This is a genomic window from Pseudomonas oryzagri (assembly GCF_020831405.1).
Classification (GTDB): domain Bacteria; phylum Pseudomonadota; class Gammaproteobacteria; order Pseudomonadales; family Pseudomonadaceae; genus Geopseudomonas; species Geopseudomonas oryzagri.
Genome location: NZ_JAJHPU010000025.1, coordinates 111,291 through 124,328 on the forward strand (window position 1 = coordinate 111,291; position 13,038 = coordinate 124,328).

The following is a 13,038-nucleotide window of genomic DNA, read 5'->3' on the forward strand; positions in this document are numbered from 1 at the left end:
GGTCCGGTCCGTGGCGATCTTGGCGGTTGGGAAACCTACAGTAACAGCTTGTATCCGCTGGAAAAAGGGCGGCCTGGGAGCTGCTTCGCAGCTCAGCGACGACCGAGGTAGAGGGTAAGCGTCTGGCCTGCCTTGAGCGTCTTGCCCAGGCTGGGGTTCCACTTCTTGAGGTGGTGGGTGCCGATCGAGAAGCGCTGGGCGATGGTGGACAGCGAGTCGCCGCGGCGCACCTTGTAGTAGGTGATCGCCTCGCGCTCCTTGTCCCCTTGGGCGGGAGCCTGACTGTTGCCGCGGATGGTCAGCACCTGGCCGGCGTGCAATGCCTTCCCCTTGAGCTTGTTCCAGCGCTGCAGGTCGGCGACGGTCACGCCTTGGCGTTTGGCGACGTCCCACAGGGTATCGCCGCGTCGCACGCGGTAGTTGCGTACGGGCGCGGGCGTTTCGGCGCGAGGCTGGGGAGCGGCCTCGGCGAGGACCGGCTGGTTGCGCTCGAACAACGGTCCGCTCGGCAGGCTGGCGGAAGTCTGGGGAATCAGCAGGGTCTGGCCGACCCGCACGTGGTAACCGGGCAGGCGGTTGATGTCGCGCAGGGTATTGACCGTGACGTGATGGCGATTGGCGATGCCATGCAGGCTGTCGCCACTGCGCACTTGGTAGTTCTGCCACTGCACCAGGCTGGTCGGATCCAAACGGGCCAGGCTTTCGTTCAGTTCGTCGGCCTTGTCGACCGGTACCAGCAGATGGCGGGGGCCGTCGAGGGTGATGCCGCGCTTGAAGGCGGGGTTGAGTTGGTAGAGTTCGTCCTTGTCGACGTCGGCCATGTCGGCCACCCGCGCCAGGTCGAGCTGTTGGCGGATGGTAACCTTCTCGAAGTAGGGTTCGTTGGCAATCGGTGCCAAGGTCACGCCGTAGGCGGTCGGGCTCTGCACGATCTGCGAGACCGCCAGCAGCTTGGGCACGTACTCCTGGGTCTCGCGCGGCAGCGGCAGGTTCCAGTAGTCGGTCGGTAGGCCTTGGCGCTGGTTGCGCTCGATGGCCCGGCTGACCGTGCCTTCGCCGGCATTGTAGGCGGCCAGGGCGAGCAGCCAGTCGCCGTTGAACATGTCGTGCAGGCGACGCAGATAGGTGATCGCCGCAGTTGTTGAAGCGGTGATGTCGCGTCGGCCGTCGTACCAGTTGGTCTGGCGCAGGTTGTACAGGCGGCCGGTGGAGGGGATGAACTGCCAGAGTCCCGCGGCGTGCGCGGGCGAGTAGGCCAGCGGGTCGTAGGAGCTTTCGATCATCGGCAGCAGGGCCAGCTCCAGCGGCATGCCTTGCTCTTCCAGGCGCTCGACGATGTAGTGGATGTACGGGTTGCTGCGCTCGGCGATCTGCTGGAGGGAGGCGGGGCGGCTGGCGAAGCTGAAGCGCTGGCGTTCGACTCGTGGGTTGGTACCGATCTGGTCCTGCAGCTTGTAGCCGGCGCGGATGCGCTCCCAGATGTCGCTGTGGCGCTCCTCCTTGGGTTCGCGCAGCTCCGGGCTCCAGACGATCGGCTTGGCGACGCTGACGGCGCGGTCGGTGTCGCGCTCGGCGTCGCCGCCGCCCTGGGTCTGACAGCCGGCGGCGATCAGTAGCAAGGTCACCAGGGCGAGCCGGAGCGCGCGAGTCATAGCGTCTGAAGCGGTGCTCGGCGGCGTCGGCTGGGGCATCGTCTGGTGACTTTCTCGGATAAAAAGTCGGGGGATTCTAGAAATCGTGCCCCGGCATGGTCAAGTTTTCGCCAGCGGCATTTGTTACCGAAAATTGTCCTTCCAGCTGCGCAATACGGCAAACACGGCACTGGGGCTGGCCAGCGTTTTTTCCGCGCGCTCGGCGCATTGGGCGCGGATGGTCGCTTCGTTCACCCGCAGGAAGGGGTTGGTCGCCAGCTCCAGGCCCAGGGTGGAAGGCAGGGTCGGCAGGTTGCGCTCGCGCAGGGCGAGGGCTTCGACCTGGCGCTGCTGCAGGGCGACATTGTCCGACTCGACCGCCAGGGCGAAGTGCAGATTGCTCAGCGTGTACTCGTGCGTGCAGTACACACGGGTCCGTGCCGGCAGACTGGCCAGACGTTGCAGCGAGTTGTGCATCTGCTCGGCGGTACCTTCGAACAGCCGGCCGCAGCCGGCGGCGAACAGGGTGTCGCCGCAAAACAGCACGGGGGCGCCGCCATCCGGTTCGCCGAACAGGGCGATATGACCCGCGGTGTGCCCGGGAACGTGCAGCACCTGCCAGTCGTGGCCGAGGATGGCGATCGACTGGCCGTCATCGAGCGCGACGTCGCAGGCGGGAATGTTCTCCAGGGCAGGGCCGAGCACCCGGGCGCCGGTCCGCTGCTTGAGGTCGGCGACGCCACCGGTGTGATCGTGGTGATGATGGGTGACCAGGATGTCGCTGAGCTGCCAATCGGGATTGGCCTCCAGCCAGGCCAGCACCGGCGCGCTGTCGCCGGGATCGACCACGGCGCAGCGGCGGCTGGGGGCATCCTGCAACAGCCAGATATAGTTGTCGGTGAAAGCGGGCAGGGCGGTGATCTGTATCATGGGCGGACGAGCCGTTATGCTGATTCGATCCGCCATATTAGGGCGCCGGCTGGCAGGGGCGCCAGATGAAGGAGGAGTCATGAGCGAGCAGTCATTGCAGGCCGTCTCTGCTGCCTGGCTGGCGCTGCAGCGCGATGCCCGGGACTGGTTTGCCGGACCGCTGGGCAGTCTGCTGTTGGATTGCCAGCAGGAGTTCATCGCCGAGCAGCTCGACAGGCTGTTCGGCAGTTTCCTGCTCCATTACGGTTTCGCCGCCCCCCAGTCGCCGCCCATGCAGCAAATCAGCCACTGCATCCGCCTGGGGCCACCGTTGCCGGGGGTGGAGATCGCCTGTGAGGAGAGCGCCTGGCCGGTGCTTGAGCATGCCGCCGACGTGGTGTTGCTGCAGCATGCCCTGGATTTCGCGCTTTCGCCGCACCAGTTGCTGCGCGAGGCGGCGCGCTGCGTGCGGCCCGGCGGCCATCTGCTGGTGGTCGGCATCCATCCCTGGAGTCTGTGGGGGGTGCGTCGCTACATGGCCGGCGACGTGCTCGCCCAGGCACGCTGCATTTCTCCGGTGCGCCTGGGCGACTGGCTGCACCTGCTGGGCTTCGCGCTGGAGAAACGCCGCTTCGGATGCTATTGTCCGCCGCTTTCCTCGCCGCGCTGGCAGGCCCGCCTGCGAGTCGTCGAACCCTGGGCCGAGAGCCTGCAGCTGCCTGGCGGCGGCTTCTATCTGCTGGCGGCCCGCAAGCTGGTCGCTGGTCTGCGGCCCCTCCCCCTGTCCAGAGTGGAACCGCTCGCCCAGTTGCGTCCGATTCCCGTGGCGAAGGTCGGCCGTCATCCAGGCAACAAGAAAGAACCATGACTGACAATGTCGAGATCTATACCGATGGCGCCTGCAAGGGCAATCCCGGCCCTGGCGGCTGGGGCGCCTTGCTGGTCTACAAGGGCGTCGAGCGCGAGTTGTGGGGCGGCGAGCCCGACACCACCAACAACCGCATGGAGTTGACCGCGGCGATCCGTGCGCTGGAACTACTCAACCGTCCCTGCCGGGTCCAGCTGACCACCGACTCCGAGTACGTGATGAAGGGCATCAAGGAGTGGCTACCGAACTGGAAGAAGCGCGGTTGGAAGACCGCCGCGCGTCAGCCGGTGAAGAATGCCGACCTGTGGCAGGCGCTGGATGCCCAGGTCAACCGCCATGAAGTGCACTGGCATTGGGTGCGCGGCCACAACGGTCATCCCGGCAACGAGCGGGCCGACCAGTTGGCCAATCGCGGGGTCAGTGAACTCAACGGTTCCCGCCGGGCTGGCTGAGGCGCCGTTTTTTCTCTCTTCATTCATTTGCAGGCAGGTCGTCTCCCATGCGCTATGTCGTGCTGGATACCGAAACCACGGGTCTTGAGCCTCGTGAAGGGCACCGCATCATCGAGATCGGCTGCGTCGAGTTGATCGGCCGGCGTCTGACCGGGCGCCATTTCCACGTCTACATCAATCCCGAGCGCGAGGTCGACGAGGGCGCCATCGCGGTGCACGGCATCACCAACGAGTTTCTCGCCGACAAGCCGCGCTTTCGCGAGGTGGTCGACGAGTTCTTCGAATTCATCAAGGGCGCCGAGCTGATCATCCACAACGCGGCCTTCGATATCGGCTTCATCAACCACGAATTCGCCCGGCTGAGCGACCGCCCGGAGCTGGGCGCAGTGCTCGACCACTGCAGCGTGCTCGATACCCTGCTGATGGCCCGCGAGCGCCATCCGGGCCAGCGCAACAATCTGGATGCGCTGTGCAAGCGCTACGGGGTCGACAACTCGGGGCGCGACCTGCACGGCGCTCTGCTCGATGCCGAGATCCTCGCCGATGTTTATCTGGCGATGACTGGCGGGCAGACCAGCCTTTCGCTGGCCGGGCACAACGCCGAGGGCGAGGGCAGCAGCGGGCCGCAGGTGTCGGAGATCCGCCGTCTGCCGGCCGACCGCTCGCGCACCCGGGTGATCCGCGCCACCGCAGCCGAGTTGGAGCAGCATGCGGCCCGCCTGGCGGCCGTGGCCAAGTCCACCGGTGGACCGGCACTTTGGCAGCAGCTCGAGCAGTCGGCCGAGGATGAGGTGCCGACCCTGCATTGACGGGGACGGGTTCCCTCGCCCGGCGCCAGCAACTACCCTGAGGGTAGGGGCGTTGCCCCATGCGCCCATGTGGCTGCGAGGGAAGGCTCATGTACAAGGATCTGAAGTTTCCCGTTCTCATCGTCCATCGCGACATCAAGGCCGACAGCGTAGCCGGCGAGCGGGTGCGTGGCATCGCCGCCGAGCTGGCGCAGGACGGCTTCACCATCCTATCCACCGCCAGCGCGCGCGAAGGGCGGATAGTCGCCTCCTCGCAGCACGGTCTGGCCTGCATCCTGGTCGCCGCCGAGGGGGCCGGCGACAATCCGCGCCTGCTGCAGGATGTGGTCGAGCTGATTCGTGCCGCTCGCGTGCGGGCCCCGCGGTTGCCGATCTTCGCCCTCGGCGAGCAGGTCACCATCGAGAATGCGCCCCCCGAGGCGATGGCCGAACTCAACCAGCTGCGCGGCATCCTGTATCTGTTCGAGGATACCGTGCCCTTCCTCGCCCGCCAGGTGGCGCGGGCTGCGCGCGGCTACCTCGACGGCCTGCTGCCGCCGTTCTTCCGCGCCCTGGTGCAGCACACCGCCGAGTCCCACTACTCCTGGCATACGCCGGGCCACGGAGGGGGTGTGGCCTATCGCAAGAGCCCGGTGGGGCAGGCCTTCCACCAGTTCTTCGGCGAGAACACCCTGCGCTCCGACCTGTCGGTGTCGGTGCCCGAACTGGGCTCGCTGCTCGATCACACCGGCCCGCTGGCCGAGGCCGAACGCCGCGCGGCACGCAACTTCGGCGCCGACCATACCTTCTTCGTGATCAACGGCACCTCGACGGCGAACAAGATCGTCTGGCAGGCGATGGTCGGCCGCGACGACCTGGTGCTGGTCGACCGCAACTGTCACAAATCGGTGGTGCATGCGTTGATCATGACCGGCGCCATCCCTCTCTACCTCAACCCGACGCGCAACGAACTGGGCATCATCGGGCCGATCCCGCTGAGCGAGTTCAGCCCGCAGGCGATCGCCGCTAAGATCGCCGCCTGCCCTCTGCCCCTTGGCCCGGAGCCCAGGGTCAAGCTGGCGGTGGTGACCAACTCGACCTACGACGGGCTGTGCTACAACGCCGAGCTGATCAAGCGTGAGCTGGCCGACAGCGTCGAGGTGCTGCACTTCGACGAGGCCTGGTACGCCTATGCCGCCTTTCACGAGTTCTACGCCGGCCGCTACGGCATGGATACCTCACGGGTGGCGGGTGGGCGGGAGCCGCTGGTGTTCAGTACCCATTCGACCCACAAGTTGCTGGCCGCCTTCAGCCAGGCCTCGATGATCCACGTGCGCGATGGCGGCCAGCGCCGACTGGACGTGGCGCGCTTCAACGAGGCGTTCATGATGCACACCTCCACATCGCCGCAGTACGGCATCCTCGCCTCGCTCGACGTGGCCTCGGCGATGATGGAGGGGCCGGCCGGGCGCTCGCTGGTCCAGGAGACCTTTGACGAGGCCCTGGCCTTCCGCCGTGCCATGGCCAATCTGCGCCGCAACCTGCCGGCGGACGACTGGTGGTTCGCCATCTGGCAACCGGCGGATGCCGCGGAAGACTCTGTGCACATTCACACCGGCGACTGGCTGCTGGGACCACAGGCCGACTGGCATGGCTTCGGCGACCTGGCCGACGACTACGTGCTGCTCGATCCGGTCAAGGTGACCCTGGTGATGCCGGGGCTTTCCGCCGATGGCAGTCTGGCCGGGCGGGGCATTCCGGCGGCAGTGGTGAGCAAGTTCCTCTGGGAGCGAGGCGTGGTGGTGGAGAAGACCAGCCTCTATTCGTTGCTGGTACTGTTCTCCCTCAGCATCACCAAGGGCAAGTGGAGCACCCTGGTCACCGAACTGCTGGAGTTCAAGCGCCTCTACGACGCCAATACCCCGCTGGACGAGGCGTTGCCGTCGGTCGCTCACGCCGATATCGGCCGCTATGCCGGACTGGGACTACGCGATCTCTGCGATCAGTTGCACGGCTGCTACCGAGACAACCGTGTGCCGCGTGCGCTGAGCCGGATGTACAGCCATCTGCCGGAGCTGGTGCTGAAACCGGCCGAGGCCTATGACCGCCTGGTGCGCGGCGAGGTCGAGGCCGTGTCGCTGGACGCGTTGGAGGGGCGTATCGCCGCGGTCATGCTGGTGCCCTATCCGCCGGGCATTCCCTTGATCATGCCGGGCGAGCGTTTCACCGCCGCCAGCCGGCCGATCATCGACTACCTGCGCTTCACCCGGCGCTTCGAGAAGGACTTTCCCGGCTTCGACTCGGAGGTGCATGGCTTGCAGCCGGAGCCTTCGATCGAGCCGGAGCGCTATACGGTCGATTGCGTTCGCCCGTGAACTGCCGGTGGCCGTGATCTGGGTCACTCGGGGTGGATTCGCCTTTTGCCCGCGGCTTGATATAGTGCCGTACCAAGAAGCTGCACCGGTCAGGTGTAGTCCATAGAATAACTGCCAGGAGGCGCGCCCGTGTCGCGATGGCTTGAGGCGATGGATCTCAGCAGCATTCAGGATGATGTTTGCTTGCACAGCGCAGGGCTGCGGGATGTAGCCTCCTCGCTGGATTCATACTGCGCGGGAGGCGTACAGAGCGCATGGTAACCGGAGCCACTTCCCTTGGTCTGGTGCGCAACGAATTGTTCGCCACCATCGAACAGGCCGAGCATAGCCTGGAACAGTTCATTGCCGAACGACTCAATGTCAGCCTGTTGCAGGCGGCGGTCGAATACCTGCAGCAGATTCGCGGCATCCTCAAACTGATCGAACTGGCCGGCGCCGAGCTGCTCGCCCAGGAAGCCCTGCTGCTCGCCACCGATATCCCCGCTGGTGCCGGTCAGGAGCGCGATGGACAACTGGCGGCACTGGGCAAGGCGCTGTTCGTCCTGCGTCGCTACCTGGAAGGTATCGACAGCCACCGGCAAGAAATCCCCGAGCTGCTCCTGCCGGTCATCAACGAACTGCGCCAGTCGACCGGCCAGCCGAGCCTGCCGGAAAGCTATTTCTTCAGTGTTCGCCTCGACCAGCCGCGCCCGCAGCGCCGCAACGTCGAGATCCAGCCCGGAGTGGCGAACAGGGACGCTGCGCGCCTGCGCCAGATGTACCAGCTGGGCCTCACCAACGTGCTGCGCGAGCAGAACCTGGCTGCCGCGCTGAAGCTGATGTCGCGAGCCCTGGGGCGCCTGGACGATCTGCTCGGTGGTCGCGAGCGTTCGCGGATGTGCTGGATCGGCGCCGCCGCGATGGAGGCCATGGCCGAAGGGCAATTGCGTCCGACCAAGTCGCGCAAGCAGTTGTTGTCGCGTCTCGATCGCGACCTGCGTCAGCTGTTGACCAACCAGCAGTTCGAGGCGCCGCGCAGCCTGCTCAAGGAGCTGCTGTATCTGGTGGCGTTGTCCCGGACCCGCGGCGAGCGGGCTGCCGAGATGCATCGCGTGTTCGGTCTGGCGACGCTGCCGTTCACCGATCACCTATTGGGCGAGGAATCGCAGCGGCTGTCGGGGCCGGGCGAGGACGTGATGCGCTCGCTGTCGGTGGCCATCCGCGAGGAGCTCGTCGGCGTCAAGGATATCCTCGATCTGCTCGAGCGCGGCGCAGCCACCGCCGAGGGCAAGAGCAACCTGCATGCCCAGGTCGGCAGGCTGGCCAAGACGCTCGGCATGATCGGTCTCAGCTCCGCCGCCAACACCCTGCAGGCGCAGGTGGCGCTGGTCGGTAGCTGGTGCGAGCGCAACGACAACCCGCCATCGAGCGAGCTGCTGCGCCTGGCCGATGCCCTGCTGTACGTGGAGAGCATGGTCGCCAACCTGGAGCAGACCCAGGAGCGCAAGCGCCAGTTGCGCAACGCCGAAGCGGCGGGTGCCGCGTCGACCGGCGACACCTCCTACGCCTCGCATCAGCTGGTCGAGGCGCGCATCGTGGTCATGGACGAGGCCCAAGCCGGCCTGGCGCTGGCCAAGCGCGCCATCACCGCCTACCTCGAGTCCAGCGGCGACAAGCTCAACCTGGCCAACGTGCCGACCAGCCTGCAAGCGGTGCGCGGTGGTCTGTGGTTCCTCGGTCTGGAGCGTGCGGCGGAACTGGTTGGCGCCTGTGCCGACTACATCCAGGGCAACATGATCGAGACGGCTCAGATTCCGTCCGAACAGATGCTGGAAACCCTGGCCGATGCGCTGACCAGCCTCGAGTTCTTCCTGGAGGGTGGTGCCAACCTGCGGCCCGAAGGGCAGCAGGATGTGCTCGACCTCGCCGCCGACAGCGTGCGCGCTCTGGGTATGCAGGTCGCCGCCTGATGGTCGACAGCTCCTGGCAGCCGGCGGTCGTCGACCCCGCGCAGCCGGGAGGCTGGGCGCTGGCGCACTGCCGCCAGCGCTTCCTTTGCAACGCCAGCGGTGTCCTGTTTCCTCGTGAATGGCTGAAGGCACAGTTGCCCGGGCTGCTGGCCGAGCATGGCATCGGTTACCTGCAGGGGAAGCCGGTGTTCGTGCTGGAGCTGGCGGACATTTCCGAAACCCTTCCCCCTGGTTGCGAGTGGAAGGGCCTGCGCCAGTTCCTGCTGGAGGGAGATCTGCCGACCTTCCGCCTGCTGGGCTACGCCGCCCAGGTAGGCACCTGGGCACGCCAGCACCGTTTCTGTGGCAGTTGCGGCGGTCCGCTGCAACCGCTGGCCAGCGAGCGGGCGATGGTCTGCTCGGACTGCGAGCTGTACCAGTACCCGCGCCTGTCGCCGAGTATCATCGTCCTGATCGGTCGCGGTGAGGAGCTCCTGCTGGCGCGCTCGCCGCGCTTCGCGCCCGGCGTCTACAGCACGCTGGCCGGTTTCGTCGAACCGGGCGAGTCGATCGAGGCCTGCGTGCACCGCGAGGTGCGCGAGGAAGTGGCCGTGGAAGTCGGCAACCTGCGCTACATCGCCAGCCAGAACTGGCCGTTTCCCCATTCGCTGATGCTCGGCTTCCACGCCGACTACCTGGCCGGCGAGATAGTGCCGCAACCGGAGGAGATCGAGGACGCGCGCTGGTTCCGCCTCGACGCCCTGCCGCCGTTGCCGCCGCACGGCTCCATCGCCCGCTACCTCATCGAGCTGTACCGTGCGCGCCGCTCAGGCGCCGCCGAGCCAGTGTTGCCAGACTAGGCGCAGGGTCAACGCCAGAACCACCAGGATGAATACCGGGCGGATCAGCCGCGAGCCGCCGCGGATCGCTGTGCGCGCGCCGAGGAAGGCGCCGAGCATCAGGGCCAGGCCCATGCAGATGCCCAGCAGCCAGGACACCTGGCCGCCGATGGCGAACACCGTCAGGGCCATCGCGTTGCTTACGAAGTTCATGGTGCGCGCCACGCCGCTGGCGCGCAGCAGGTCGAGCGGATAGAGCAGCAGGCTGCTCACCGTCCAGAAGGCGCCGGTGCCCGGGCCGGCGATGCCGTCATAGAACCCCAGCGACAGCCCCTGTGGCCACTGCCGGCCTCTGCCAATCGGCTTGGCCTCCCCGCTGGGTGCCGGTGTGGGATTGAACAGCAGGTACAGTCCACAGGCGAGCACCACCGCTGGCAGCATGCGATTCAGCCAACTGGCCGGCAGCAGGTGGGCGCCCCAGGCGCCCAGCAGGGCGCCGATGGCGGTGGCGAGCAGCGCGCTCCGCCATTGCCGAGGGTCGAACAGCTGGCGGCGGTAGAAGGTCCAGGCGGCGGTGGCCGAGCCGAAGGTGGCGCACAGCTTGTTGGTGCCAAGGACCAGGTGGGGTGGCAGACCGGCGGTGAGCAGGGCGGGGATGGTCAGCAGACCACCGCCTCCGGCGATGGCGTCGATGAAGCCGGCGGTAAAGGCCACCACGGCCAGGATCGGCAGGAGAACGGGGTCCAGGGCAAGCTCGAAAGGCATACAAATCTTGATCTTTTAGTGGTTGTGCGGCGCACGCACTGGCCGTCATTCGCGGGCTGTCCGCATAATGCCGGCGATTTCTGCAGGAGGAAATTCCCATCATGCAATACAACGGATTGACCTGGGCGATTGCCCTGCTGGCGCTGCTGGTGTTGGTGTTCGCCTGGCGGATATTGGCACGGCCCGGCTGGTTCCTTGGCTGGCTACGTGGCACTTGTGGTCTGGCTGTCGTCGGCCTGGCCGCGATCGGCGCCGTGATCGCCTACGATCTGCACAGCTATACGGAGCTGCCGGCGACCGGCCGCACCCTGGCCTCGCTCAAGTTCAGCGCGGAAGGCCACCAGCGGTATCGGGTGACCATCCAGGAGGGCGCGCGCGAGCGCAACACCATTCTCGATGGCGACCTGTGGCAGCTGGATGCACGGGTGCTCGGCTGGAACCGGCTGGCGACGCTGATCGGTCTGCGCCCCGGCTATCGGCTGGATGCCCTGACCAGCAGCTATCGGACAGCCGAGCAGCAGGCCGTGGCGGAGTCGAGTCGTGCCGTCCTGGCGGCAAGTCCCTATGGCATCGATCTGTGGCGTTGGCTGCGCGAGACGAACAATGGTCTTTTCCTGTTCGAAGCGCGTGGCGCGCGCGTCGCCTTCCTGTCCATGGTCGATGGCGCCGTCTTCAACGTCCAGCTGACTTCCGAAGGCCTGGTGGCCGAGGCGCAGAACCAGGCGGCGCGGGATGCGCTGGTGCGCTGAAGGGCGTGGGCAAAAGAAAAACCCCGGTCTTGCGACCGGGGTTTTTTTATTGCCGCCTCGTCCCGGGTGGGGCGAGTGAGCCGGTTCCTTAGTGGAACTGGTTCATGGTGTTGTCTTTACCGCTTGCCTTCAGGGCAGCTTCACCAGCGAAGTATTCCTTGTGGTTGTCGCCGATGTCGGAGCCAGCCATGTTCTGGTGCTTGACGCAGGCGATGCCCTGACGGATTTCCTGACGCTGCACGCCCTTCACGTAGGCCAGCATGCCCTGGTCGGCGAAGTAGCCCTTGGCCAGGTTGTCGGTGGACAGCGCGGCGGTGTGGTAGGTCGGCAGGGTGATCAGGTGGTGGAAGATGCCGGCGCGGGCAGAGCCATCACGCTGGAAGGTACGGATCTTCTCGTCGGCAATCTGAGCCAGCTCGGTCTCGTCGTATTCGACGCTCATCAGCTTGGCGCGGTCGTAGGCGGAGACGTCCTTGCCTTCGGCAACCATGGCATCGAACACCTGCTGACGGAAGTTCAGGGTCCAGTTGAACGACGGGCTGTTGTTGTACACCAGCTTGGCGTTCGGGATGACCTTGCGGACTTCGTCCATCATCTCGGCGATCTGGCCAACGTGCGGCTTCTCGGTTTCGATCCACAGCAGGTCGGCGCCGTTCTGCAGCGAGGTGATGCTGTCCAGGACGCAGCGTGCTTCGCCGGTGCCCTTGCGGAACTGGAACAGGTTGCTCGGCAGACGCTTCGGACGCAGCAGCTTGCCTTCGCGCTTGATCACGACGTCGCCGTTGCCCAGTTCGGCTTCGGAGATCTCTTCGCAATCCAGGAAGGAGTTGTACTGGTCGCCCAGGTCGCCCGGCTCGTTGGTCACGGCGATCTGCTTGGTCAGGCCGGCACCCAGGGAGTCGGTACGGGCGACGATCACGCCGTTGTCGATGCCCAGCTCGAGGAAGGCGTAGCGAACGGCAGCGATCTTGGCGAGGAAGTCGGCGTGCGGAACGGTAACTTTACCGTCCTGGTGGCCGCACTGCTTCTCGTCGGAAACCTGGTTCTCGATCTGGATGCAGCAGGCACCGGCTTCGATCATTTTCTTGGCCAGCAGGTAGGTGGCTTCCGGGTTACCGAAGCCAGCGTCGATGTCGGCGATGATCGGGACGATGTGGGTCTCGAAGTTGTCGATCTGCGACTGGATTTCAGCGGCCTTGGCGTTGTCGCCGGCTTCGCGGGCGGCGTCCAGGGCGGTGAACAGCAGGTCCAGTTCGCGGGAATCGGCCTGGCGCAGGAAGGTGTACAGCTCTTCGATCAGCGAGGAGACGGCGGTCTTCTCGTGCATCGACTGGTCCGGCAGCGGGCCGAACTCGGAGCGCAGGGCAGCGACCATCCAGCCGGACAGGTACAGGTAGCGCTTGTTGGTGGTCTTCAGGTGCTTCTTGATCGAGATCAGCTTCTGCTGACCGATGAAGCCGTGCCAGCAACCCAGCGACTGGGTGTAGACGGACGAGTCGGCATCGTACTCGGCCATATCCTTGCGCATGATATCGGCGGTGTACTGGGCGATTTCCAGGCCGGTCTTGAAGCGGTTCTGAGCGCGCATGCGGGCGACGGACTCAGGGTTGATAGCGCTCCAGCTGCTGCCGAATTGTTCTTTCAGGGCGGCAACGGCCTTGATGTCGTTCTGGTATGCGGACATGGTCAATCCTTCAAAGAGAGTGTTTCGTTGAGCACCGACATTCCCATTCA

At 65.9% G+C, this 13,038-nt stretch carries 11 protein-coding genes; 7 read left to right on the forward strand and 4 right to left on the reverse strand.

Features of this window, described 5'->3' with window-relative positions:
* Positions 1 to 92 precede the first annotated feature (92 nt).
* Positions 93 to 1,691 carry a lytic transglycosylase gene (locus LMJ29_RS10335; RefSeq protein ID WP_229605436.1) on the reverse strand — a complete coding sequence of 533 codons (1,599 nt, stop codon included), beginning with the start codon at positions 1,689 to 1,691 and terminating at the stop codon, positions 93 to 95.
* An 84-nt stretch (positions 1,692 to 1,775) separates the two neighbouring features.
* The gene (gene gloB, locus LMJ29_RS10340; protein ID WP_229605437.1) at positions 1,776 to 2,561 is read right to left on the reverse strand and encodes a hydroxyacylglutathione hydrolase; all 786 of its coding nucleotides are present in this window, start codon (positions 2,559 to 2,561) and stop codon (positions 1,776 to 1,778) included.
* A 79-nt stretch (positions 2,562 to 2,640) separates the two neighbouring features.
* Here gloB and LMJ29_RS10345 point away from each other — a divergent pair, with 79 nt between their 5' ends.
* The 6 genes from LMJ29_RS10345 (at position 2,641) to nudC (ending at position 9,811) form a co-directional block, all read left to right on the forward strand.
* Positions 2,641 to 3,408, forward strand: a complete 768-nt coding sequence (locus LMJ29_RS10345; RefSeq protein WP_229605438.1) for a methyltransferase domain-containing protein — start codon at positions 2,641 to 2,643, stop codon at positions 3,406 to 3,408.
* Positions 3,405 to 3,860 carry a ribonuclease HI gene (gene rnhA, locus LMJ29_RS10350; protein ID WP_229605439.1) on the forward strand — a complete coding sequence of 152 codons (456 nt, stop codon included), beginning with the start codon at positions 3,405 to 3,407 and terminating at the stop codon, positions 3,858 to 3,860. Before LMJ29_RS10345 ends, rnhA begins: the two co-directional genes overlap by 4 nt.
* A 47-nt stretch (positions 3,861 to 3,907) precedes the next feature.
* Positions 3,908 to 4,669 (forward strand): DNA polymerase III subunit epsilon, encoded by a 762-nt coding sequence (dnaQ, locus tag LMJ29_RS10355; RefSeq protein WP_229605440.1) that lies wholly within the window; start codon positions 3,908 to 3,910, stop codon positions 4,667 to 4,669.
* A gap of 89 nt (positions 4,670 to 4,758) precedes the next feature.
* On the forward strand, positions 4,759 to 7,023 hold the full coding sequence (locus tag LMJ29_RS10360) for an Orn/Lys/Arg family decarboxylase (protein WP_229605441.1): 2,265 nt from the start codon (positions 4,759 to 4,761) through the stop codon (positions 7,021 to 7,023).
* Between the two features lie 254 nt (positions 7,024 to 7,277).
* A complete protein-coding gene (locus tag LMJ29_RS10365) occupies positions 7,278 to 8,972 on the forward strand; it encodes a ferrous iron transporter B (RefSeq protein WP_229605442.1) in 1,695 nt (564 codons plus the stop codon).
* Positions 8,972 to 9,811: an NAD(+) diphosphatase gene (gene nudC, locus LMJ29_RS10370; RefSeq protein WP_229605443.1), complete on the forward strand. Its 840-nt coding sequence runs from the start codon at positions 8,972 to 8,974 to the stop codon at positions 9,809 to 9,811. The genes LMJ29_RS10365 and nudC overlap by 1 nt, the downstream gene beginning before the upstream one ends.
* On the opposite strand, the gene LMJ29_RS10375 is transcribed toward nudC, so the two are convergent.
* Positions 9,779 to 10,555: a TSUP family transporter gene (locus LMJ29_RS10375; protein ID WP_229605444.1), complete on the reverse strand. Its 777-nt coding sequence runs from the start codon at positions 10,553 to 10,555 to the stop codon at positions 9,779 to 9,781. The two genes, nudC and LMJ29_RS10375, sit on opposite strands and share 33 nt — an antisense overlap.
* A 101-nt stretch (positions 10,556 to 10,656) precedes the next feature.
* On the opposite strand from LMJ29_RS10375, the gene LMJ29_RS10380 reads away from it, so the two are divergent.
* The gene (locus LMJ29_RS10380) at positions 10,657 to 11,304 is read left to right on the forward strand and encodes a hypothetical protein (protein ID WP_229605445.1); all 648 of its coding nucleotides are present in this window, start codon (positions 10,657 to 10,659) and stop codon (positions 11,302 to 11,304) included.
* 88 nt (positions 11,305 to 11,392) lie between these two features.
* Here LMJ29_RS10380 and LMJ29_RS10385 read toward each other — a convergent pair whose 3' ends face one another.
* A complete protein-coding gene (locus tag LMJ29_RS10385) occupies positions 11,393 to 12,988 on the reverse strand; it encodes an isocitrate lyase (protein WP_229605446.1) in 1,596 nt (531 codons plus the stop codon).
* Positions 12,989 to 13,038 lie beyond the last annotated feature (50 nt).